This window comes from Kocuria sp. UCD-OTCP, from assembly GCF_000349605.1.
Lineage (GTDB): Bacteria > Actinomycetota > Actinomycetes > Actinomycetales > Micrococcaceae > Kocuria > Kocuria rosea.
This window is the reverse complement of record NZ_AOSQ01000043.1, coordinates 1-18,669: the sequence shown is the minus strand read 5'-3', so window position 1 is coordinate 18,669 and position 18,669 is coordinate 1. Positions and strand designations below refer to the sequence as shown.

The 18,669-nt window shown below is 73.8% G+C and carries 21 protein-coding genes and 1 pseudogene; 14 read left to right on the top strand and 8 right to left on the bottom strand.

Going from position 1 to position 18,669, the window contains the following annotated elements; genetic code table 11:
• Together H488_RS37235 and H488_RS32260 are read left to right on the top strand one after the other, a co-directional pair.
• Nucleotides 1-108 (top strand): annotated as a pseudogene (locus tag H488_RS37235) (SDR family oxidoreductase); the annotation flags it as partial.
• A gap of 216 nt (nucleotides 109-324) precedes the next feature.
• Nucleotides 325-834: an SRPBCC family protein gene (locus H488_RS32260; RefSeq protein ID WP_017834360.1), complete on the top strand. Its 510-nt coding sequence runs from the start codon at nucleotides 325-327 to the stop codon at nucleotides 832-834.
• Between the two features lie 17 nt (nucleotides 835-851).
• On the opposite strand, the gene H488_RS32255 is transcribed toward H488_RS32260, so the two are convergent.
• Nucleotides 852-1,244, bottom strand: coding sequence for a VOC family protein (locus tag H488_RS32255; RefSeq protein ID WP_017834359.1), 393 nt, complete (start codon nucleotides 1,242-1,244; stop codon nucleotides 852-854).
• A 37-nt stretch (nucleotides 1,245-1,281) separates the two neighbouring features.
• Nucleotides 1,282-1,698 carry a VOC family protein gene (locus H488_RS32250; RefSeq protein WP_017834358.1) on the bottom strand — a complete coding sequence of 139 codons (417 nt, stop codon included), beginning with the start codon at nucleotides 1,696-1,698 and terminating at the stop codon, nucleotides 1,282-1,284.
• A 107-nt stretch (nucleotides 1,699-1,805) separates the two neighbouring features.
• Between H488_RS32250 and H488_RS32245 the strand changes: the two genes are divergently transcribed.
• Nucleotides 1,806-2,360, top strand: coding sequence for a dihydrofolate reductase family protein (locus H488_RS32245; protein WP_176337718.1), 555 nt, complete (start codon nucleotides 1,806-1,808; stop codon nucleotides 2,358-2,360).
• Here the strand turns inward: H488_RS32245 and H488_RS32240 are convergent.
• A complete protein-coding gene (locus H488_RS32240) occupies nucleotides 2,318-3,118 on the bottom strand; it encodes an amidohydrolase family protein (RefSeq protein WP_017834356.1) in 801 nt (266 codons plus the stop codon). The genes H488_RS32245 and H488_RS32240 overlap by 43 nt on opposite strands.
• 111 nt (nucleotides 3,119-3,229) lie before the next feature.
• On the opposite strand from H488_RS32240, the gene H488_RS32235 reads away from it, so the two are divergent.
• Nucleotides 3,230-3,640, top strand: a complete 411-nt coding sequence (locus H488_RS32235) for a hypothetical protein (RefSeq protein ID WP_017834355.1) — start codon at nucleotides 3,230-3,232, stop codon at nucleotides 3,638-3,640.
• Between the two features lie 55 nt (nucleotides 3,641-3,695).
• Here H488_RS32235 and H488_RS32230 read toward each other — a convergent pair whose 3' ends face one another.
• The 5 genes from H488_RS32230 to H488_RS32210 all read right to left on the bottom strand — a co-directional run bounded on the left by H488_RS32230 (nucleotide 3,696) and on the right by H488_RS32210 (nucleotide 8,260).
• A complete protein-coding gene (locus tag H488_RS32230; protein ID WP_095651514.1) occupies nucleotides 3,696-3,971 on the bottom strand; it encodes a helix-turn-helix domain-containing protein in 276 nt (91 codons plus the stop codon).
• Between the two features lie 41 nt (nucleotides 3,972-4,012).
• On the bottom strand, nucleotides 4,013-4,678 hold the full coding sequence (locus H488_RS32225; RefSeq protein ID WP_017834353.1) for a response regulator: 666 nt from the start codon (nucleotides 4,676-4,678) through the stop codon (nucleotides 4,013-4,015).
• Nucleotides 4,675-6,474: a sensor histidine kinase gene (locus H488_RS32220; RefSeq protein ID WP_017834352.1), complete on the bottom strand. Its 1,800-nt coding sequence runs from the start codon at nucleotides 6,472-6,474 to the stop codon at nucleotides 4,675-4,677. Before H488_RS32220 ends, H488_RS32225 begins: the two co-directional genes overlap by 4 nt.
• Nucleotides 6,475-6,585: 111 nt before the next feature.
• A complete protein-coding gene (gene serB / locus H488_RS32215; protein WP_017834351.1) occupies nucleotides 6,586-7,515 on the bottom strand; it encodes a phosphoserine phosphatase SerB in 930 nt (309 codons plus the stop codon).
• Between the two features lie 46 nt (nucleotides 7,516-7,561).
• Nucleotides 7,562-8,260 (bottom strand): FadR/GntR family transcriptional regulator, encoded by a 699-nt coding sequence (locus tag H488_RS32210; RefSeq protein WP_017834350.1) that lies wholly within the window; start codon nucleotides 8,258-8,260, stop codon nucleotides 7,562-7,564.
• A 206-nt stretch (nucleotides 8,261-8,466) separates the two neighbouring features.
• Here H488_RS32210 and H488_RS32205 point away from each other — a divergent pair, with 206 nt between their 5' ends.
• The 10 genes from H488_RS32205 (at nucleotide 8,467) to H488_RS32160 (ending at nucleotide 18,313) form a co-directional block, all read left to right on the top strand.
• Nucleotides 8,467-9,849, top strand: coding sequence for an SLC13 family permease (locus tag H488_RS32205; RefSeq protein WP_031283467.1), 1,383 nt, complete (start codon nucleotides 8,467-8,469; stop codon nucleotides 9,847-9,849).
• 53 nt (nucleotides 9,850-9,902) lie between these two features.
• Nucleotides 9,903-11,195, top strand: coding sequence for a CaiB/BaiF CoA transferase family protein (locus H488_RS32200; protein ID WP_017834348.1), 1,293 nt, complete (start codon nucleotides 9,903-9,905; stop codon nucleotides 11,193-11,195).
• A complete protein-coding gene (locus H488_RS32195) occupies nucleotides 11,192-12,115 on the top strand; it encodes an enoyl-CoA hydratase/isomerase family protein (RefSeq protein WP_017834347.1) in 924 nt (307 codons plus the stop codon). The genes H488_RS32200 and H488_RS32195 overlap by 4 nt, the downstream gene beginning before the upstream one ends.
• 60 nt (nucleotides 12,116-12,175) lie before the next feature.
• The gene (locus H488_RS32190; protein ID WP_031283465.1) at nucleotides 12,176-12,961 is read left to right on the top strand and encodes an ABC transporter ATP-binding protein; all 786 of its coding nucleotides are present in this window, start codon (nucleotides 12,176-12,178) and stop codon (nucleotides 12,959-12,961) included.
• 9 nt (nucleotides 12,962-12,970) lie between these two features.
• Nucleotides 12,971-13,840: a sulfite exporter TauE/SafE family protein gene (locus H488_RS32185; RefSeq protein WP_051063812.1), complete on the top strand. Its 870-nt coding sequence runs from the start codon at nucleotides 12,971-12,973 to the stop codon at nucleotides 13,838-13,840.
• A gap of 119 nt (nucleotides 13,841-13,959) precedes the next feature.
• A complete protein-coding gene (locus tag H488_RS32180) occupies nucleotides 13,960-14,763 on the top strand; it encodes a TrmH family RNA methyltransferase (protein ID WP_031283463.1) in 804 nt (267 codons plus the stop codon).
• A gap of 127 nt (nucleotides 14,764-14,890) precedes the next feature.
• Nucleotides 14,891-15,445, top strand: a complete 555-nt coding sequence (locus tag H488_RS32175; RefSeq protein ID WP_031283461.1) for an AMIN-like domain-containing (lipo)protein — start codon at nucleotides 14,891-14,893, stop codon at nucleotides 15,443-15,445.
• A gap of 226 nt (nucleotides 15,446-15,671) precedes the next feature.
• The gene (locus tag H488_RS32170; protein ID WP_017834341.1) at nucleotides 15,672-15,932 is read left to right on the top strand and encodes a type B 50S ribosomal protein L31; all 261 of its coding nucleotides are present in this window, start codon (nucleotides 15,672-15,674) and stop codon (nucleotides 15,930-15,932) included.
• A gap of 133 nt (nucleotides 15,933-16,065) precedes the next feature.
• Complete coding sequence (locus H488_RS32165; protein WP_017834340.1) at nucleotides 16,066-17,130, top strand: lipoate--protein ligase family protein; 1,065 nt, start codon at nucleotides 16,066-16,068, stop codon at nucleotides 17,128-17,130.
• 130 nt (nucleotides 17,131-17,260) lie between these two features.
• On the top strand, nucleotides 17,261-18,313 hold the full coding sequence (locus H488_RS32160) for an LCP family protein (RefSeq protein WP_017834339.1): 1,053 nt from the start codon (nucleotides 17,261-17,263) through the stop codon (nucleotides 18,311-18,313).
• Nucleotides 18,314-18,669: the final 356 nt, after the last annotated feature.

Here is an 18,669-nt window from a genome sequence, read left to right as displayed (position 1 = left end):
GAGTTCGCCGAGGAGATCGCCCGCATGGTCACCGCGGACGTCCCCACCGGGCACGTCGAGCTCGTCGGCGGCGCCGACGACTTCCTGGCGAAGGCCGGTCGCCGCTAGGCCCACGGCTCCCGACGACGGCGGGGCGGTCACCTTCCCGGGTGACCGCCCCGCCGTCGTCCCTGCCGCCACCGGAGCCCGCGGCGGCGCGAAACCGTCCGCAATGTGACGCCGTCCGCCCTCCGGGGGTGCTAATCATGGACTCCACGGCACGAGGCCGATCGCGCCTCGGCCAGGAGCACCTCCGCGCGGTGCGGAGCCGAGCGAGGAGCCACCATGACCCCACAGCCCACCGGACGCCTCGACCCCGGCGGTCACCTCGTCCTCACCCGGACGTTCCGCGCCCCCGTCGAGGAGGTCTGGGCCGCGGTGACGGACCCCGCCCGGCTGGCCCGGTGGTACGGGACGTGGAGCGGTGACCCGGCCACCGGGCGCGTCGAGGTGCTGCTGACGGTCGAGGACCTGGACGAGCCCGAGCCCCTGCTGATCCGCCGCTGCGACCCGCCCCGGCACCTGGCGCTCACCCTGGGCACGGCGGCCGACGCCTGGCGCGTGGACCTCGACCTCCAGGACGAGAACGGCACCACCGTCCTGCGGCTCACCCACCGGTACCCGGACCCCGACGAGGTGGAGTCGGTCGGGCCCGGCTGGGAGTACTACCTGGACCGGCTCGTGGCCGCCGAGACCGGCGGGGACCCGGACGCCGTCGACTTCGCCCGGGACTACCACCCCGCGATGTCCGGGCACTACCGGCCGCTCGCCGAGCAGCTCCGGGCCCGGGACTGATCCCCGCCGGACGGGTCTCACCCGGGGTGGGGGCTCGCGATCTGGATGAGGTTGCCGCAGGTGTCGTCGAGCACCGCGGTGGTGTACGGGCCCGAGACCGTGGGCTCCTGGACGAAGTGCACGCCGCGCTCGCGCAGCCGCTCGTACTCCGCCCGCACGTCCTTGACCCCGAAGCTCGTGAAAGGGATGCCGTCGGCCACGAGCGCGGCCTTGAACGGCCCCACGGCGGGGTGCTCGGAGGGCTCGAGCACCAGCTCGACGCCCTCGGGCGCCTGGGGCGAGACCAGGGTGAGCCAGCGGGCGCCGCCGGCGGGGACGTCGTGCTTGACCATGAAGCCGAGCTTGCCGGTGTAGAACAGCAGCGCCTGCTGCTGGTCGTCGACGAAGACGCTGGTGTGGGTGATGCGCATGGGACGCTCCTTCTCGGGTCGGGCGGCGCGGGGCGCGTCAGGAGCCGGCGTCGCCGACGCTGAACATCCAGTGGATGCCGAACCGGTCGGTGCACATCCCGAACAGACCGCCCCAGGGGGCCTCCTCGAGCGGCATCGTGACGGTCCCGCCCGCGCCCAGTGCCTCCCACCAGCCGCACATCACGGACTCGTCGTCCCCGCTCACGGAGACCGAGACGTTCTCGCCGACGGCCAGGTCCATGCTGTTCGGGGTGTCGGCGGCCATCAGGACCATGCCGGTCCCGGTGGTGAGCATCGAGTGCATCACCTTGTCCTGCTCCGCGGGGTCGTCGCTGGCCCCGTACTCGCTGAACCGGCTGACCGACAGCTCCCCGCCGAACACCGAGCGGTAGAAGGTCATCGCCTCCTCTGCCGTGTCCCGGAACGAGAAGTAGGGATTGAGCAGCATGGGCATGGCCGGGCCTTCCGCGTCGATCGGTCGATGCTCCCATCATGACGCCGTCCGCGGCGCGGGGGAAGCAACCCTGGGAAGCCGCCGGAGGGGTGCGTAACCTGGTGCGCATGAGCAGAACGCAGTACTACGTGGCGGCCAGCGCCGACGGGTACATCGCCGACCGGGAGAACCACCTCGACTGGCTGCTGCAGTACGGCTTCGAGGCCTACCAGGAGCACTACGACGCGTTCCTGGGCGACGTCGGCGCGCTCGCGATGGGCGCGAGCACGTACGAGTTCGTCCTCGACCAGGGGGACTGGGCCTACGGGGACCTGCCGGTCTGGGTCTTCACCCACCGCGAGCTGCCGCGGCCGGCGGGGGCGGAGCCGACCTTCGTCAGCGGACCGGTCACGATGCACGCCGAGGCCCTGGTCGCCGCCGCGGGCGAGCGGAACCTGTGGGTGGTGGGCGGCGGGAAGCTCGCGGCCCAGTTCGCGGACGCCGGTCTGCTCGACGAGCTGTGGCTGACCTACATGCCGATCGTGCTGGGCGGAGGACATCCCGTCCTGCCGACCGCAGCGGCGCGCGACCTGCGGCTCCAGCGCACCACCCACTTCGAGGGCGGCGCCGTGGAGCTGCGCTACGTCCTGGAGGGCCCGGACCGGCAGGTGTGGCCGGAGTAGCCGCTCTCCGCCGCCGCGCGCGGCAGCCCGTACCAGGCCGCGGCGTTGTCGTGCAGCACGGCCGCCGCGGCGCCGGCGCCCAGGGTCTCGGCGACCAGCGCGACGTCCGCGTCCCGGAACGGGCGCTCCGCCCGGGTGCTCGGCAGATCGGTGCCGAAGAGCAGGGCGGTCGGGTCCACGGCGTGGATCCGGCGCAGCGCGTCCGGCACGTCGAGGTCGACGCGCCCGAACCCCGTGGCCTTGACCTTCACGCCCCGCTCGACGAGCTCGAGCAGCCGCGGCAGCCCCGCCGCGCTCATGCCGAGGTGGTCGACGCCGGCCCGCGGCAGGCGCCGCAGCACGGGGGCGAGGTGCTCCAGCGCGGCGGCGTCCGCGTAGAACTCGGCGTGCCACCCGGCGAGGTCGTGCACCCGCCGGGCGAGCCGCTCGATGCCGGCAGGGTCCGCGTCGGCGCCGCGGCGGAGGGTGAAGCGCACCGCCCGCACCCCGGCCCCGTGGAGCTCGCGCACCTGCTCGTCCGGGACGGCGGGCGGCAGCTGGGTCACGCCGACGAATCCGGGGCCGAGCTCCGCCAGCGCCGAGCGCAGCCACTCCTGGGCGTGGCCCTGGAAGGAGCCGCTGACCACGGCCCCGCCCGCCACGCCCAGTTCCCGGACCCTGCGCCGGTAGTCCCCGACCGTGAAGGTCGGCGGCAGGTACCCCTGGTTGGGTACCAGCGGGAACCGCGGGTCGACCACGTGCAGGTGGGCGTCGATCATGCGGTCATTCTGCCCGAGACCGTGGGGCGGTGCGCGGGGGCGGGCCGGTCCGGCGGCGCGACCGGGGTGGCGCCCACCCTCGTTGCTTCCGCACACATACACTGCATGCCTGTGACCACCACTGTCCTGACCCCCGACCACGTGCTCCAGGCCGCCGAGGAGGCCCTCGACCGGGCCCGGCGCAGCTACGCCCGGAAGCTGCTGCGCCTGGTGGCCGCCGAGCTGGCGCGCCGCCACCCCGACGCGGTGCGCCTGGACGTGCTCGGTCACGACGGTGACCAGGAGTTCTTCGTCGACGCCCTGCGCGACGCCGCGGGCGACTACGTCTGGGGCGACCCGGGCCGGGTCGTGGTGGTGCGCGAGACGGCCGACGACGAGCTCGGCGGCACCGTCACGGTCGCCGCGCGGGACGTGCGCGAGCTCGTGGGCCGCGCCCTGGACGCCTACGCCGGACCGCTGGAGCGGTTGCTGCACCACGACGAGCAGAGCGACACCTACTGGCTGGACCTGACCGCGCCCTGACCGGCCCCGGGACCGTCCCGGCCTGGGCGCGGCGGCCGTGCCCGGGCGGTGCGGATCACTCCTCGTAGGGGGGCCACAGGCTGACCCCCAGCCGCACCTCGAGGCGGGCGATGGTGTACCCGTCCGGCCAGACGTGCCCGTCCAGGATCCGGGACAGCGCCGTGTGGTCGACACCGGTGAGCGCCCCGAGCTCCCGCAGCGTCCGGGACCCCGCGGCCGCCCGCAGGTTCAGCGCGAACAGCCTCGCCCGCTCCGCCACCGGGTCGCCGCAGATCTCGTCCGGCCAGGAGAGACACTGGTCCTGTGGTTCCGGTCGCACCCTGCTCGCCATGGCGGGCAGTCTAGGGACCGGCCCTGAGCATGAACCTGGGATCAGGAGGCCGCGGGCCCGTAGCGGTGCTCCGGGCGGCCCGTGCTCCCGTAGCGGAGCTGGATCTCGACCGACCCGTCCTCGGCCAGTGCGGAGAGGTAGCGCTGGGCGGTGGCCCGGGAGATGCCGACCTTCCGGGCGATCTCCGCGGCCGAGAGGGGCACCCCGGCCTCCAGGGCCGCCAGGACCGAGCCCTCCGTCGCGGACCGGGTGCGCTCGCCGGGGGAGGCGGTCTCGCCCGGGTGCAGGGCGTGCAGGGCGCGGTCCACGGTCTCCTGCGTCAGCGCGTCCCGGTCGGTGAGCAGCCGGCGGTACCGGGCGTAGGCCCGCAGGGTGCGCGCCAGCCGCTCGTTCGGGAACGGCTTGATGAGGTAGGCGAGCGCGCCGCGGCGGACGGCGGTCCGCACGGAGGCCGGGTCGGCCGCCGCGGTGAGCATGATGACGTCCACGTCGAGGGCCCGCAGCAGGTCCAGGCCGAGTGCGTCGGGCAGGTAGACGTCCAGCAGCACGAGGTCGGGCTGGTGGGCGTGGACGGTGCGCATCGCCTGCTCGGCGGTGCCCACGGGGGTCAGGGCCGTGAAGCCCGGCACGGCGTTGACGAAGCCGGCGTGCAGCCGTCCCACGTGGAAGTCGTCGTCGACCACGAGGACCACCAGGTCGTCGCTCATCCTGCACCTCCTGATCTGCCGGCGGACCGTTCGCCGCCGACGTCGGCCCCGGGCCCGGGGTCGCGGACCACGGTACCGGGCAGGCGGGCGCAGAAGACGGCTCCCGGCCCGCCGGGGCGTCCGGGATCGGCCACCCACACCTCCCCGCCGCGCCGGCGGGCCAGCTCCCGGCTCAGGGACAGGCCGAAGCCCTGGCCGTGGACGTCGGGCAGCACGGCGAACGGCGCTGCGCCCTCGTCCCCGGATCCGCCGGCGGGAACGGCGGTGGACCAGCCCTGGGCGAAGATCGGCTCGGGGTCCGCCACGGGGAGCCCGTCGCCGGAGTCGGCCACGACGAGGTGCAGGGTGCCCTCCCCGCCGGTCCAGTCGTCGAGCAGCTCGACCTCGACCCATCGGTCTCCCGCCGCGCCCTGGACGGCGGCGCGGACGGCGTTGTCCACGAGGCTGCCGATCACGGTGGTGACGTCCTGCGGGTCCGTGATGCGGCCGCGGACGAGGGTGTCGGCGCCGATGCGCAGGCTCACGCCGCGCTCGGCGGCCTCGACGCTCTTGGCCCCCAGGAAGGCCTGCAGGTAGGGGTCGCGCAGCAGCTGGGCCCCCTCGGCGGGGTAGCTGAGGGGGCCGGTCTCGGTCACCTCGGCCACGTACCGGCGGGCCTCCTCGGCGTCGCCGATCGCGAGCAGCCCCGCGATGGTGTGCAGGCGGTTGGCGAACTCGTGGCGCTGGGCGCGCAGGGCGGTGCTGAGGGCGCCGACGGCGTCGAGCTGGCGGGTCAGGGACTGCAGCTCGGTGCGGTCCCGGATCAGGACCACCCAGCCCAGCGGGGGCAGGCCCGGGCGGTCGGGCCGGACGGCGCGGGCGGAGAGGATCAGCACGTGCCGGCCGACGACCTGCTCCACGGCCGGGGACGCGGGGGTCGCCGCGGCGAGCAGCGCCGCGAAGGACGTCGGCAGGCCCGCCTCGGCCAGCGGGGTCCCCACGAGCCGGGCGGGCTCCGTCACGCCCAGCAGCCGTCCCGCCTCGGCGTTGACCACGGTGATGCGGTGCTCGGGGGAGATGCCGATGACGCCTTCGTCGACCCCGCGCAGCACCGCCTCCTGGTCCTGGGCGAGCGTGGCGATCTCCTCGGGCTCCAGGCCGAGGGTGAGGCGCTTGAGCCGGCGCGCGATCGCCGCGGAGGCGGCCGCGCCGAGGCCGAGGGCGCCCACGGCGGTGGCGGCCACGGGGGTGATGTCCTCCCGCAGGGTGGCGAGCATGTCCGTGCGGGAGATCCCCACGCTCACGGCGCCCACCACGGCGTCGTCCGTTCCCGGGGCGTACACCGGGACCTTGGCCCGGGCGGAGCGCCCCAGGGTGCCGCGCTCCTGGCTCGTGACCTCCCGCCCGGCCAGGGCCTCGGTGGGGTCCGTGCTGACGGGCCGGCCCAGCTGCTCGGGATTGGGGTGGGAGAGCCGCAGCCCGGTGTCGTCGGTGATCACCACGAAGAGGGACTCCGTGCGGTCGCGGACCTCCTCCGCGGCGGTCTGCAGGGCGCCCCCGGACAGCACCTCCGGGTCGAGGTCCGCGGGACCGGCGTCGAGCAGGTCCGCCACGCCCGCGCGGACGTCGTCGTCGGCGGCCACCGACCGGGCGATGGACAGCGCCTGGCCCTCGGCGTCGCGGCCCAGCCGCTCGTAGGTCAGCCAGGCGTAGACGCCCCCGCACAGGGCGACGACGAGGGTCACCACGGCGAGGTGCAGCAGCATCATCCGGGCCAGGAAGCCGGGGCGCTGCCGGGGCGCACCGGGTGCCGTCACTGTCTCTCCTCGGGGCCGGGCGCGGTCTCGTGCTCGAGGGCCGCGCGTGCTGCATCCCACTCTACGACCCGGGTCGGCCGCCGGGAGCGGGGTCCCGGCGGGGGCGGGGGATCAGAGGTCGGCGAAGAACCGGACCGCGTCGAGGTTCGGCAGGTTGACCTGGGCGTCGGCGGCCGCGCGCAGGGCGGGCTTGGCGTTGTAGGCCACGCCGAGCCCGGCGGCCGTGAGCATGTCGAGGTCGTTGGCGCCGTCGCCCACGGCGATGACGTCCTCGGGGGCGACGTCGAGCTCCTCGGCCCAGGTCCGCAGGCACCGCTCCTTGACGGTGCGGTCCACGACCTCGCCGAGCACCCTGCCGGTGAGCGTGCCGTCGACGACCTCGAGGGTGTTGGCCGCGTGCCGGGTGAGCCGCAGCTGCTCGGCGAGCGGGGTGAGGACGCCCAGGAAGCCGCCGGAGACCGCCGCCACGGCGTGCCCCTCCCGCAGGAAGGCCTTGACGAGCACGTCCGCGCCGGGGGAGAGCCGGACCGCGGCCAGGACCTCGTCGAGCACGGACGCGGGCAGCCCGGCGAGGGTCTCGACGCGCGCGAGCAGGGACTCGGCGAAGTCCAGCTCCCCGAGCATGGCCGCCCGGGTCACGGCGGCGACCTCGGCCTCGCGCCCCGCGTGGGCGGCGAGCATGTCCACCACCTCCTGCTGGATGAGCGTGGAGTCGACGTCCATGATGAGCAGCTTCTTGCGCCCGGGGTCGAAGAGGGTGGTCGGCACCACGTTGACGTCCACGCCCGGCAGCATCTGGGTCAGCGGGTCGGGGCGCAGGGCGGCGAGCAGGGCGGTCGCGTCGGAGCCGTGCACGAGCGCGGTGAAGGCGTTGTAGCCGGGGACCTCCGAGTCCGGCCCGGCCGAACCGGGGCCGGTGACCCGCACCGTGGAGAAGCGCTCGACCTCGGCGCCGGCGTCCTGCACGAGGGTGAGGATGCGCTCACGGGCCTCAGGGTCCGGATTCTGGGCAAACGCGATGACGGCGAGGTCGGTGGTCATGTGCGCCAGCTTATCGGCAGGCGCGGGCAACGGCCGACCGGGGCCCTCACTCGGGGCGGAGCACCGCGACGTCGGAGACGAGTTCGATGTGCTCGGCCATCGCGCGGGCCGCCCGCTCGGGCTCCCGGTCGCGGATGGCGTCCACGATCGTCCGGTGGGACTCCAGGGACCGTTCGGGGCGGCCCTGCTGGCTCAGGGACTCGATGCGGGTCTCCCGCACGAGTCCGGAGATCTCGGTCATCATCCGCGCCAGGACCGAGGAGTGGGCGGCGGCGGTGACCGCGGCGTGGAACAGCTCGTCGCCCTCCAGTCCGCGGCCGCCGCCGGCGATGTCCTGCGCCATGAGCGCCAGGGCGTGCTCGATGGCGGACAGGTCCTCGGGGGTGCGCCGGGCCGCGGCCAGGGCGGCGATCTTGGTCTCCACGGCGCTGCGGGCGTCGACGATGTCCGGCAGCCGATCGGCGTGCTCGCGCAGTCCCCGCAGCACCACGGCGCTGGAGGGCCGGTAGCGCAGCACCGCCCCGCTGCCGTGCTGCACGTCGATCACCCCGAGCACCTCCAGGGCCACCAGGGCCTGGGCGACGGTGGCCCGGGAGACGCCCAGGCTGTCGGCGAGGTCCCGCTCCGGGGGGAGCCGGTCGCCGGTCTCGAGCCGGTCCTGGATGACGTGGTCCAGCAGCCGCTCCACCACCTGCTCGTAGAGCCGAGGGCGTTCCACCCGGTCGATCCTGTTGGGCCCTGCCATGTCCGTCCTCCCCGGTCGCACGGCGCCGGAGCGTCCCGGCGGCGCGGCACCACCCAGTGGCGTCCGGCCCCTATGCTAGCCCAACGATTGACAAGGACCCCTAGTGTCCTATTGGCTAGTCCAAAACTGGCGGTGTGATCCACACCACTGTTCCCGCAGGAGCTCCACCCTCACCGGCGGGACCGTCCTCGTCCGAAGGAAGACCCATGGGCCCAGAAGTGCTCTCCATCATCATCCTGGCCGCGATGTTCGTCGTGGCCACCGTCCTGCCCGTCAACATGGGGGCGCTGGCCTTCGTGGGCGCGTTCGTGCTGGGGGTGTTCGTCCTCGGGATGGACACCGACCAGATCCTCGAGGCGTTCCCCGGCGGGCTGTTCCTCACCATCGTGGGGGTGACCTATCTGTTCGCCATCGCCCAGAAGAACGGCACCGTGGACCTGCTCGTGCAGGCGGCGGTGAAACTGGTGGGCAGCCGGGTCGCGCTGATCCCGTGGATCATGTTCTTCATCACTGCCGTGATCACCGCCGTGGGCGCCCTGTCCCCGGCCGCCGTGGCGATCATCGCCCCGATCGCGCTGAGCTTCGCCGCCAAGTACAAGATCAATCCCCTGATGATGGGCATGATGGTCATCCACGGCGCCCAGGGCGGCGGCTTCTCGCCGATCTCCGTCTACGGAGTGACCGTCAACGGCATCGTCGCCGGGGCCGGCCTGGACGTCAGCCCCACCGCGGTGTTCCTCTCCAGCCTGGTCTTCAACCTGCTGATCGCCGTGGGCCTGTTCGTGACCCTCGGTGGGCGCGGCCTCGTCTCGGCCCGCGCGGAGGACTTCGTGGAGCGGGCCTCCGAGGCCCGCCTGTCCCGCAGCCGGGTCGCCGCCGGGCACGCCGGGGACCGGGACGTGGACTTCAAGGGCTTCGGCTCGGGCATGTACGGTCCCCGTGACCCGGCCGGATCCTCCGAGCCCCCGGTCCGGCGCGAGGGCAGGGACGGACTGCTCCCGCAGGCCGCCACCATCCTGGGCCTGGTCGTACTGGCCGTCGTCGCCCTGGGCTTCGGCGTGGACGTGGGCTTCGTGGCCATCACCGTCGCCGTCGTCCTGGCCCTGGTCTCCCCGAAGGCTCAGAAGGGCGCGGTCAACAAGATCGACTGGTCCACCGTGCTCCTGCTCGGCGGCATGCTCACCTTCGTCGGCGTGCTGCAGGAGGCGGGCACCATCGAGTACGTCTCCAACGGCGTGGCCGGCCTGGGGATGCCGCTGCTGGCGGCGCTGCTGATCTGCTACATCGGCGCCGTCGTCTCCGCCTTCGCCTCTTCGACCGCCATCCTCGCCGCGCTCATCCCCCTGGCCGTGCCCTTCCTGCTCGCGGGCGAGGTCGGGGCCACCGGGCTGATCTGCGCCCTGGCCGTGGCCTCGACCATCGTCGACGTCTCCCCGTTCTCCACCAACGGCGCGCTCGTGCTGGCCAACGCCCCCGCTGACGTGGACCGCGACGTCTTCTACAAGAAGATCCTCGTCTACGCCACCGGCGTGGTCGTCATCGGCCCGCTGCTGGTCTGGGCCGTGATGGTCGCCCCCGGCTGGCTGTAGCCCGCAGCCCCGCCCCGCCGATGCCCACCGACCCGATCACGGAGGAACCCGCCATGACCGACATCCAGCCCGCCACCGGCACCCCGCCCCGCACCGACCCCCAGGAGCCCTCGCCGTCCGGCGGCCCCCTGGCCGGCACCCTCGTCGTGGACCTGTCCCGTGCCCTCGCCGGCCCGCACGCGGCCATGATGCTCGCCGACCTGGGCGCGCGGGTCGTCAAGATCGAGAGCCCCGGCACGGGTGACGACACCCGCGGGTGGGGCCCGCCCTTCGTGGGACCCGAGGACGACCCGCAGGCCACGTACTTCCTGTCCTGCAACCGCAACAAGGAGTCCGTGGCCCTGGACCTCAAGTCCGAGGACGGCGGGCAGGTGCTCCGGGCGCTCGTGGAGCGCGCCGACGTCCTGGTGGAGAACTTCCGGCCCGGGGTGCTGGACCGGCTCGGCTTCTCCGTCGAGGAGCTGCACCGCCTGAACCCCCGCCTGGTGGTGCTCTCCATCACCGGCTTCGGCCACGACGGACCGGAGTCCCGGCGCTCCGGCTACGACCAGATCGTCCAGGGCGAGGCCGGGCTCATGTCGCTCACCGGTTCCGGCCCGGACGACCCCCAGCGGGTGGGCGTGCCCATCGCCGACCTGCTGGCCGGGATGAACGGCGCCTACGGCGTGCTGGCCGCCCTCTACGAGCGCGAGCGCACCGGGGCCGGGAAGGTCGTGCGCACCTCCCTGCTGTCCTCGGTGGTCGGGGTGCACGCCTTCCAGGGCACCCGCGCCACCGTGGCCCACGAGGTGCCGCGGGCCCAGGGCAACCACCACCCCTCCATCGCGCCCTACGGCCTGTTCGCCTGCCGCGGCGGGAAGGTGCAGATCAGCGTGGGCAGCGAGAAGCTGTGGCGCACCTTCGCCGGGGCCTTCGGGATCGACCCCGACCGGCCGGAGTTCGCGACCAACGCCGACCGCGTCCGCAACCGACCGGCCGTGATCGCCGCCGTCGAGGAGGCCTTCGCCGCGCACGGTCCCGAGGAGCTGCTGGAGCTGCTGGCCGGGATCGGCATCCCGGCCGGGAAGGTCCGGACCCTGGACGAGGTCTACGCCTGGGAACAGGTGCGCTCGCAGGGGCTGGTCGTGGGCGTCGACCACGAGGTCCTCGGTCCCGTCGAGCTGCCCGGACCCGCGGTGCGGTTCTTCGCCCCCGGCGACACGGACGAGACGACACGGCGGGACCACGCCGCCCCGCCCGTGCTCGACCAGCACGGTGCCTCCGTCCGCGACTGGCTCGCGGGCACCGCGACCGGGGCCGGCCCCACCGGGAACACCACCGACCCGAAGGCGGAGGCCCTCCGATGACCGCTCAGCCCCTCCCCGAGATGTCCACCGGCGCCCTGGAGGTCCGGCGGGAAGGACCCGTGGCCTGGGTGGTCCTCGACCGCCCCGACCGGCGCAACGCGCTGTCCCCGGCGATGTGGGCGGCCCTGCCCGGCGTGCTGGAGAAGCTGGACGCCGACCCCGGCGTGCGGGTGATCGGGCTGCGCGGGGCGGGCGGGGTGTTCTCCGCCGGGGCCGACATCGCCGAGGTGTTCGAGTGCCTGGGGGAGCCCGGCACCGGGCTGCCCCGCGGCGGGCTGCTCACCGAGGCCGAGGCGGCCCTGGCCGCGGTGCACAAGCCCACCGTGGCGGCCCTGGAGGGGTACTGCATGGGCGGGGCCTGGATGCTGGCCGGCGCCTGCGACCTGCGCATCGCCACGGCCTCCCTGCGCATCGGACTGACCCCGGCCCGGATCGGCATCGTGTTCCCGGCCTCCGGGATCCAGCGTCTGGTCCGCCTGGTGGGCCCCGGCACGGCCTCCTACCTGCTGCTCACCGGCGATACCGTCACCGCCGCCGACGCCGAGCGGTGGGGCATGCTCACCCGCGTGGTGGAGGACGCCGGCTTCGAGTCGGCCCTGGAGCAGGTGGTCACGGACCTGGCGGGGCGGTCCCAGCTCTCCGTGCAGGCCCACAAGCACCTGATCGCGCTCGCCTCCCCGGACGAGGGCGAGGCGGCCGGGCTCGGCGCCGACGAGATCTCCGAGGCCCTGTTCCGGGAAGTCCTCGACGGACCCGACGCCCGCATCGGGCAGCGGGCGTTCCTGGCCAAGGAGACGCCCCGCTTCCGCTGGGCCGGGGAGGACTTCTGGGCCGCCCGCTCCGGCGCCGCCGGGAAGGGCAGGGAGCACCGCGCGTCGATCATCCGTGGGCGGTGGCCGCGCCGCTCCGCCCGTCCCTGACGGGGTGCGTGCCGCACCGGCACGCCGGTGCGGCGCTCCGCGTGTCCTAGAGTGGCGGGTATGAGTGCTGTGGTGGAGATGGTGGACGTCAGCGTGGTCCGCGGACAGAAGACCCTGCTGGATTCCGTGGACTGGGTCGTCAACGAGGGCGAGCGCTGGGTCATCCTCGGCCCCAACGGCGCCGGCAAGACCACCCTGCTGTCCATCGCGGCCGCCCGCCTGCACCCCTCCCGGGGCATGGTCGACATCCTGGACGAGATCCTCGGCGCGGTGGACGTGTTCGAGCTGCGCCCCCGCATCGGGCTGACCTCCGCCGTGCTCGCCACCCAGATCCCCGACGCCGAGTCCGTGCGCAACTGCGTGGTCACCGCCGCGTACGGGGTGACGGGGCGGTGGATCGAGAGCTACGACGACGCCGACGAGGCCCAGGCGCAGGAGCTCATGGCCGCGTGGGGGATCGAGCACCTGGCGGAGCGCCGCTTCGGCTCGCTCTCGGAGGGGGAGCGAAAGCGCGTCCTGATCGCCCGCGCCCTGATGACCGACCCCGAGCTGCTGCTGCTCGACGAGCCCGCCGCCGGCCTGGACGTGGGCGGGCGGGAGGACCTGGTGGCCCGGCTGGACGAGCTGGCCCGCGACGGGGCGTCCCCGGCGATCGTCATGGTCACCCACCACCTCGAAGAGGTGCCCGACGCCTTCACCCACGCGCTGCTGCTGCGCGAGGGCCGGGTGGTGGCCGCGGGCCCCGTCCGCACCGTCATGACGCAGAAGAACCTCTCCGAGACCTTCGGCCTCCCGCTGAAGCTGGTGAAGGTCGGCAACCGCTTCGCCGCGTTCGGCCGGTCCTGACCCGACGTGGTGCCCGACACGCTCGCAGCCCTCGCCGCGGACTTCCCGTTCGAGTGGTGGCAGGCCGCCCTCATCCTGCTCGCCGGCGTCGCCGCCGGACTGATCAACACCATCGTCGGCTCGGGCACCCTCGTCACCTTCCCCGTGCTCGTGACCATGGGCGTCCCGCCCGTGACCGCGTCCATGTCCAACGCGATGGGCCTGATCGCCGGCAACCTCACCGGCGCCTGGAACTACCGCCACGAGCTCGCGGGCGTGGAACGGACCCTGCTCAAGCTCATCCCCTGCTCCGCGCTCGGCGGGGTGATCGGCGCGTGGCTGCTGCTGCACCTGCCCGAGGAGGTCTTCGGCTACGCCGCGCCGGGGCTGATCGTCGTCGCCCTCCTGTTCGTGGTCTTCCAGCCGCGGCTCCAGGCTCTGGTGCGCCGGCGCAAGGACGAGCAGGCCGAGGCCGCCGCCGCGGCGGCCCGGGCCCGGGGGGAGACCCCCCGCACCCTCGACCCGGACCGGGCCCCGCAGCCCGCGTCCCTGTACGTCCTGGTGTTCCTGGCCGGGATCTACGGCGGGTACTTCGTGGCCGCCCAGGGCGTGCTGCTGCTCGGCATCCTGGGCGTCTTCCTGCTCGCCTCGCTGCAGGCCGCCAACGCCGTCAAGGTGGTGCTGGTGGCGGCGGTGAACATCGTCGCCGCCGTGTCCTACATCCTCTTCGCGTTCGACCGGATCAACTGGTGGGTGGTGCTGCTCATCGCCCTCAGCTCCACGGTGGGCGCCTGGGCGGGGGCCAAGATCGGCCGCCGGCTCTCCCCGGTCCTGCTGCGCACCGTGATCGTGGTGCTCGGCGTCGTGGCCCTCGTGAGCCTCGTGTCCCAGCTGCTCTGAGACCGGCCGGGCCCCGGACGGGCTCCGGCTACCATTCGGGGCGGACCCCCTCCGCGGCCCCGACCCCGCCCGCCTCGAACCCCGACCCCGAAGAGACCCCCGTGACCGACCTCCCCCAGATGATCCGCCTCGACAGCGCCGACGACCCCCGGGTGGCCGACTACGCCCGCCTGACCGACGTCCGGCTGCGGCGCAAGCTCGAGCCCGAGCGCGGCATGTACATCGCCGAGTCCTCCAAGGTGCTCCGCCGGGCGCTCGCGGCCGGGCACACCCCTCGGTCCTTCTTCATGGCGGAGAAGTGGCTGGAGGACCTCGCGGACGTCCTCGCCGAGCACCCGGACGTGCCCCTGTACGTCGGCCCGGACGAGGTGCTCGAGCAGATCACCGGCTTCCACCTGCACCGCGGGGCGATCGCGGCCATGCAGCGCCCGGAGCCGGTGGAGCTGGAGCGGCTCCTGGCGTCGTCGCACCGGGTGGCGGTCCTCGAGGACATCGTCGACCACACCAACGTGGGGGCGATCTTCCGTTCGGCCGCCGCGCTGGACGTCGACGCCGTGCTCGTCACCCCGCGCTGCGCCGATCCCCTGTACCGGCGCTCCATCCGGGTCTCCATGGGCACCGTGTTCCAGGTCCCGTGGACCCGGCTGCAGCACTGGACGGCCGACCTGCAGCGGATCAAGGACGCGGGCTTCACCACTGCGGCGCTCGCCCTGAGCGACGACTCGATCACCCTCCAGGAGCTGTCGGCGCGCCGCGACGAGCGCCTGGCCCTGGTCCTCGGCACCGAGGGGGACGGGCTGAGCGCCGCCGCCGTCCACCACGCGGACCTCACCGTGCGGATCCCGATGTCCCACGGCGTGGACTCCCTCAACGTCGCCGCCGCCTCGGCCGTGGCCTTCTGGGAGACCCGGCCCGGCCGCTGAGGCCCCGCCCCATAACGATTGCTGACCCAGTTCACCCTCACCTGGAGACTTAGCATTCGGAAAGGCGGATCATGGGAGCACCCGCTCGAGCCCACCGGGGCCCGAGGGGTCTTGGAGAAGGTGCATCATGAAGAAAGTCATCTCATGGCTGGCGGCACTCGTGCTGGCCATGGGGCTGGGGCTCATCGTCCCCGGCAGCGCGAACGCCGCGGCCCCGTACTGCGGCATCACGTGGGGATCGGGGGCCAAGGCCCGCAGCGGTGAGGCGACCACGCCCCGCTACCCCCACGTCACGGACGTCCGGGCGGGGCAGCACCGCTGCTTCGACCGGATGGTGATCGACCTCGACGGCAGGCTGCGGGGCTACGACGTGCGCTACGCCCGGTTCACGGGCATCGGCTCCGGCGACCCCATCCCCCTGCGGGGGACCGACCTGGTGATCACGGCCAGCGCCCCCGCCTACGACGGCAGGGGCAGGCCCACCTACGAGTTCGACGACCGGCGGGAGCTCGTGGACGTCGCCGGCTACCGCACGTTCCGCCAGGTCGCGTGGGGCGGCAGCTACGAGGCCCGGACATCGGTCGGCCTCGGCGTGCGCGCGCGGCTGCCGTTCCGGGTGTTCGTCCTCGACGGGCCGGGCCGGGGGTCGCGGCTCGTCGTGGACGTCGCCCACCGGTGGTGAGGCGCCGCGGCCGGGGCAGCGGCGCGGGGGGGAACGGCAAGCACCGGGCCCCCCCGCGCCGCGGGACGGCGGGTGAATTTTCACCGGCGATCCGGTACGCTGGACCGCTGGTGCCCGATGCCCCCGCCCTTCCCGGACCGCGCGGACGGACGACGACGGCGCACCGCCCACCGAGCGAAACCGTGGCTGGCAAAATCCAGGCACCGACGACAAAGGTTTGAACCCCATGAAGACTGACATCCACCCGGACTACCACCCGGTCCTCTTCCGCGACCTGGCCTCCGGCAAGACGATCCTGACCCGTTCCACCGCCACCTCGAAGAAGACCGAGACGTGGGAGGACGGCAACGAGTACCCGATCATCGAGGTCGAGATCTCCTCGGAGTCCCACCCGTTCTACACCGGCAAGCAGCGCATCATGGACTCCGCCGGCCGCGTGGAGCGCTTCAACGCCCGCTTCAAGAACTTCGGCAAGTCCAGCAGCTGATCTCCGTCCCGCTCGCGGGGCCCCGCACGATCGCCCGCAGGCCCGGACCGCACCGGTCCGGGCCTGCGCCGTGCCCGCGGTCCCCGGCGTAGGCTGACCCGGGACCACCGGCACGGACGAGGGAAGGACACGGATGGCGCAGGAGCGGCGGCACGGGGAGTACAAGGTGCTGGGCGGCAAGCTCGTGGTCGCGGACCTGGACGTGGTCGACGGGCGGCTGGCCGACGTCTCCGTGAACGGGGACTTCTTCCTCGAGCCCGACGAGGCCCTCGAGGACATCAACGCGGCGCTCACCGGGCTCAGCGAGCACGCCTCCCCGCAGGAGATCGTCGCGGCGGTCGAGGCGGCCCTCGCGCCCGACGTCGTGCTGTTCGGCTTCTCCCCGCAGGCGATCGCCACCGCGGTCCGCCGGGCCCTGGCCCACGCCACGACGTGGGACGACCACGCGTGGGAGGTCATCCCGCCCACCGTCCGCCCCACCCTGGAGAACCTCGCGCTCGACGAGGTCCTCGCCCGCGAGGTGGGCGCGGGCCGGCGCCCGCCCGCCCTGCGCCTGTGGGACTGGGAGGAGCCGTCCGTGGTGATCGGGTCCTTCCAGTCCCTGCGCAACGAGGTGGACGCCGAGGGCGCCCGGCGGCACGGCGTCTCCGTGGTGCGCCGCGTCTCCGGGGGCGGGGCCATGTTCATGGAGGCGGGCAACTGCATCACCTACTCGCTGTACCTGCCGCAGACGCTCGTGGACGGGCTCAGCTTCTCGGAGTCCTACCCGTTCCTCGACCAGTGGGTCATGCAGGCGTTCCAGGAGATGGGCCTGGAGGCGTTCTACGTCCCGCTCAACGACATCGCCACCGAGCACGGCAAGATCGGCGGAGCGGCGCAGAAGCGCTTCGCGGGCGGCGGGATGGTCCACCACGTGACCATGAGCTACGACATCGACGCGCAGAAGATGACCGAGGTCCTGCGGATCGGCAAGGAGAAGCTCTCCGACAAGGGGCACCGCTCGGCCAAGAAGCGTGTGGACCCGCTGCGCCGGCAGACCGGCATGGCCCGCGCCGACGTCGTGGGCAAGCTCGTGGAGGTCTTCGCGGGCCGCTACGGCGCCGCGGAGGGCACCGTCCGGGACGCCGAGATCGCCGCCGCCCGCGAGCTCGTGCGCACCAAGTTCGCCACCCCGGAGTGGATCGCCCGGGTGCCCTGACCCGCCCGTGGCCCTTCTCCGCCCCCGGCTCTCCCAGCGACCTCCGGGCGACCTCCGAGCAGCGGCGGCCTAGCATGGGCGCACCGGCCGCGACCGGCGTCCGCCCGACCCACCGAACGGGGAGCCTCTGATGACCGTCCACGACCGCGAATCCGCCCGCGACGCCGACCGTGGTGCCGAGCGCGCGGCGGCCGCGCCGCGCCGCCGCCCGGTCCGGCGCGTGCTGCTGGTGCTCCTGGGTCTCGTGCTGGTCCTCGCCCTGGTGGCCGCCGCGTTCGTCTGGAACCTGGGACGGACCTTCGACGCCCGCAAGCAGGTCGTGGACGACGCGTTCCCCGCCGAGAGCGGGCGCCCCGCCGCGGGCTCCGCCCAGGACCGGGGCACCACCGTGCTGCTGCTCGGCGCCGACAGCCAGCCCGGCGGGCGGGCGGACGTGGGCGTCGAGGGGGTGCGGGCGGACACCATCATGCTGGTGCACCTCCCCGAGGACGGCGGCGAGGCCTACGTCATCTCCGTGCTGCGGGACACGTGGGTGCCGATCCCCGGGGTGGGGGAGGCGAAGATCAACGCCGCCCTCGATCTCGGCGGCGTCCCGCTGATGGTCGGGACGGTCGAGGACCTCTTCGGCACCCGGGTCGACCAGGTCGCCGAGGTGGACTTCGCCGGCTTCCAGGCCCTCACCGACGCCCTCGGCGGCGTGACCGTCGACGTGCCCCAGGACTTCGTGTCCAACGAGGGCATGACCTTCGAGCAGGGCCCCGAGCACATGGACGGGGAACGGGCGCTCGAGTTCGTCCGGGAGCGCAAGGCCTTCGAGGACGGGGACTTCCAGCGGGTGGAGAACCAGCGCAACTACGTCCAGTCCGCTCTCGAGCGGCTGCTCGGCCCGCAGACGCTGCTCAACCCGGTCCGGCTGCACACCGTGGTCAGCGACTTCTCGCCCTACCTGACGGTGAGCGAGGGGCTCGACGCGGCGTGGATCGCCGGGCTCGCCCCCGACCTGGCCGGTCTCTCCGCCGGGGACCTGCGGATGACCACGGCCCCCGATCAGGGCCTCGGCGTGTCCCCGGACGGGCAGTCCGTGGTCCTGCCCGACCTCGAGGCGATGGCGGGCATCGGCACGGCCGTCGCGGCGGACGATCTGGGCCCATATCTTGCTACGCTGAACCCTGACGATCAGTAGTTCCCCACCGGCCCCCCGACCCGGCGAGAAACGTCTTCCCCCGCCCGCAGCACGCCCCGTGATCGACCGGGACGGCCCCTCTTGACCCCCCGCGAGAAGGCCATGCCGCACACTCCCCGCCCCTTCAGTCCGGACGACGAGCCCGAGGCCTTCTGGCTGCCCGCGGCCCGGCTTCTCCCCGCCGCCGCGGCGCGACCCGCCGCCCGCGCCCTGCTGCGCAGTCCCTGGCCCGAGGCCGGGGCCGCCGTGGTCCGCGCCCTGGGCCCGGACCCGCGCGCGGAGCGGCAGCTCAGATCGGAAGAGCACACGTCTGAACTCCAGTCACGTCCGCACATCTCGTATGCCGTCTTCTGCTT

Coding starts and splice junctions, on each gene's coding strand:
- H488_RS32260 (WP_017834360.1), top strand. CDS start 325: ATGACCCCACAGCCCACCGGACGCCTCGACCCCGGCGGTCACCTCGTC.
- H488_RS32255 (WP_017834359.1), bottom strand. CDS start 1,244: ATGCGCATCACCCACACCAGCGTCTTCGTCGACGACCAGCAGCAGGCG.
- H488_RS32250 (WP_017834358.1), bottom strand. CDS start 1,698: ATGCCCATGCTGCTCAATCCCTACTTCTCGTTCCGGGACACGGCAGAG.
- H488_RS32245 (WP_176337718.1), top strand. CDS start 1,806: ATGAGCAGAACGCAGTACTACGTGGCGGCCAGCGCCGACGGGTACATC.
- H488_RS32240 (WP_017834356.1), bottom strand. CDS start 3,118: ATGATCGACGCCCACCTGCACGTGGTCGACCCGCGGTTCCCGCTGGTA.
- H488_RS32230 (WP_095651514.1), bottom strand. CDS start 3,971: ATGGCGAGCAGGGTGCGACCGGAACCACAGGACCAGTGTCTCTCCTGG.
- H488_RS32225 (WP_017834353.1), bottom strand. CDS start 4,678: ATGAGCGACGACCTGGTGGTCCTCGTGGTCGACGACGACTTCCACGTG.
- serB (WP_017834351.1), bottom strand. CDS start 7,515: ATGACCACCGACCTCGCCGTCATCGCGTTTGCCCAGAATCCGGACCCT.
- H488_RS32210 (WP_017834350.1), bottom strand. CDS start 8,260: ATGGCAGGGCCCAACAGGATCGACCGGGTGGAACGCCCTCGGCTCTAC.
- H488_RS32205 (WP_031283467.1), top strand. CDS start 8,467: ATGGGCCCAGAAGTGCTCTCCATCATCATCCTGGCCGCGATGTTCGTC.
- H488_RS32200 (WP_017834348.1), top strand. CDS start 9,903: ATGACCGACATCCAGCCCGCCACCGGCACCCCGCCCCGCACCGACCCC.
- H488_RS32195 (WP_017834347.1), top strand. CDS start 11,192: ATGACCGCTCAGCCCCTCCCCGAGATGTCCACCGGCGCCCTGGAGGTC.
- H488_RS32190 (WP_031283465.1), top strand. CDS start 12,176: ATGAGTGCTGTGGTGGAGATGGTGGACGTCAGCGTGGTCCGCGGACAG.
- H488_RS32180 (WP_031283463.1), top strand. CDS start 13,960: ATGATCCGCCTCGACAGCGCCGACGACCCCCGGGTGGCCGACTACGCC.
- H488_RS32175 (WP_031283461.1), top strand. CDS start 14,891: ATGAAGAAAGTCATCTCATGGCTGGCGGCACTCGTGCTGGCCATGGGG.
- H488_RS32170 (WP_017834341.1), top strand. CDS start 15,672: ATGAAGACTGACATCCACCCGGACTACCACCCGGTCCTCTTCCGCGAC.
- H488_RS32165 (WP_017834340.1), top strand. CDS start 16,066: ATGGCGCAGGAGCGGCGGCACGGGGAGTACAAGGTGCTGGGCGGCAAG.
- H488_RS32160 (WP_017834339.1), top strand. CDS start 17,261: ATGACCGTCCACGACCGCGAATCCGCCCGCGACGCCGACCGTGGTGCC.